A 1,720-nucleotide genomic window follows, 5' to 3' on the forward strand; every position below is an offset into this window, starting at 1 on the left:
CCTGCCTCATTCATGAGAGTGTCGATTGAGCGTTTTGGAGCCGTTGGTTGCCGGCTTCAGTCTTCAACAGCCGTATCGATGGCGTGATGACACACGGATTAATGCCCAAGTGTGGCGCTTATCTTCGTTGTCTATAACTTTCAGGCATTGATCCCGGCCATCAAGGTAGCCATGTCCGCCGGCCCCCCCGTTGTGGCCGCCTTGTTCTTGCGTTAGTTATGATTTTATCCGCGTATTAGCTCAGTGCGGTCAGCTTCGGCAGTCCCTTCAGCAAGGTGGGCCACCATTTGTCAGCGGCGTCACCGAGGTGAACGGTAATGCGCCGAGCGTGTCGTGAGATAGTGGCAGCGACCTTGAGCACCTGCTCGCGCATCCGGCTCAGGCTCCAGCCTTGGCGAGTTTGTCGCACCAGAAGACGGCGCAGGCCATGCAGGACCTGGTAGGCGTAGAGGCTCAGCAGTAGACTCACTTCGTTACGGGCCATCACGTCTTGAACGGTGGAGGCGCCACGATCCGTCGAGGAGAGATGCACGTCGAGTGCTGATTTTACCTCGCCCATGTGCGCCTCGGCACTGCCGCGCTTACGGTAAAGCGCCAGGACTTTCTCTGGGGGCCAGTGGAACTTGCTGAGATTGGTGACCAGGAAGAAGGCATGCAGCAACAGATCATCGGGGCGTTCCTGCACCACCAGTACCACGCGCCGTGGTGACGACCAGGAGCCGGCTTGGTATTCCAGGTCATGGCACCATTCACGAGGCTGTTCGGGTGGCCGGCCACGGGGTCGCTTGAGATAGGGCGCGGCTAGCTGCTGTAGACCTGTATGGCTGCGGAGCCGGCCCAAGTACTCGATGTCACGCGCTTCCAAGGCCTCCAGTGTCGCGTTGCCCGTGAAGCCAGCGTCAATGCGCACTCGCACCTGGGCGCCGGTGCTCTCGTTGAGTCGCCGTACCAGATGCGGGACCCAGGTGTCGGCATTCTCGGCTGGGCCAGCATTGCCCTCGCGCAGCAAGCCGCCCACCATGTCGCCGGTTTCTGCCAACGACGCGACCAGCGGCGAGTAGATGCGGGCACCGTAATGACCATGAAAGGCCGAGCCGCCCTGGTGACCGTGCACCTCAATCGGCAGGCCATCGATGTCCAGTGTCAGTTGATCCGGGCGTTTGCCCTTCTCCAGCGAAGTCAAACGCCAGACCACCAATCGCAGCAGACCTTCGTGTACGGCATCGATGTTGTCGCTACGCCCGAGGCACGTCAGCAGCCGCGACAGCGTGGCTTGGGACGGCCGGTCCTGCGCCAATGGTGTCATCCCGCGCGCATCGCTGCAGGCCAGTTGCCAGAGCGGATCATGCCGCAGCGTGTCGGTATCACTGAGGTCGATCCAGCCCATCGCACGCTGCAGCACCAGTGTCCGCAGCTGGCTGGCCAGCGAATGGCGGATACGTAGTGGGTCGCGCTGGTCGACAAGATTGTCTTCCAGCGCCTCAATTACCCCGCTGTTGTCGAGGGCTTCGCGCAGCAGCAAAGCACCGCTGTCACTGGTGGTGCGTTGGCCGTCGAGCTCAACGCGGATGGACCCGTTGCAGGACGGAATCCAGGGAGATACAGTTTCACCCATGGCGAGTGGTCCTCTTGAATCGTGTTCTGCCAGGAACATATTGATTCTACAAGAGAAAACCGCTCGCCATCTTCGTTTTTAAGTCGGCCTCATGAATAAGCCGGG

General features: G+C 60.6%; 1 protein-coding gene. It reads right to left on the reverse strand.

The features are described 5' to 3' along the window. Window positions 1–235: 235 nt before the first annotated feature. Window positions 236–1,654 carry an IS1380 family transposase gene (locus HZS81_RS17880; protein WP_179931877.1) on the reverse strand — a complete coding sequence of 473 codons (1,419 nt, stop codon included), beginning with the start codon at window positions 1,652–1,654 and terminating at the stop codon, window positions 236–238. Window positions 1,655–1,720 lie beyond the last annotated feature (66 nt).

The organism is Vreelandella salicampi (assembly GCF_013415105.1).
GTDB lineage: Bacteria > Pseudomonadota > Gammaproteobacteria > Pseudomonadales > Halomonadaceae > Vreelandella > Vreelandella salicampi.

Coding starts and splice junctions, on each gene's coding strand:
- HZS81_RS17880 (WP_179931877.1), bottom strand. CDS start 1,654: ATGTTCCTGGCAGAACACGATTCAAGAGGACCACTCGCCATGGGTGAA.